Origin of the sequence: Prevotellamassilia timonensis (assembly GCF_021531665.1) — a bacterium.
Classification (GTDB): domain Bacteria; phylum Bacteroidota; class Bacteroidia; order Bacteroidales; family Bacteroidaceae; genus Alloprevotella.
The window spans coordinates 1-284 of the sequence record NZ_JADYUH010000204.1; the positions used below are offsets into that span (position 1 = coordinate 1).

The following is a 284-nucleotide window of genomic DNA, read 5'->3' on the forward strand; positions in this document are numbered from 1 at the left end:
TGTTTGTGAGTGAAGACATCACCTCGGATGACAAGGTGGTAACACTCTATTCTTCGGTTGTCTGGTCGGTGGGGCTCAAGTGCCCATTGCAAGTCACGGAAGAGGGAATCACTGAACTTTGCGTTCAACATGTTACTCTCCTCTATCAACGTGGCGAGGTTTTTCCCGGAGCTGTAGCAAGCATCTTACTGTCTCTAATGTGAAGACGCTAATTCATAATGCGGATATGATACAGAGATTTATTCGCATGTCTGGAAAGCGCCCACACAGGCTATTAAATACCA

General features: G+C 46.1%; 1 protein-coding gene. It reads left to right on the top strand.

The window, feature by feature from the left end; translation table 11 throughout:
* On the top strand, positions 1 to 203 hold a 203-nt coding region (locus I6E40_RS10825; RefSeq protein ID WP_235387294.1), incomplete at its 5' end, for a hypothetical protein.
* Between the last annotated feature and the right edge of the window lie 81 nt (positions 204 to 284).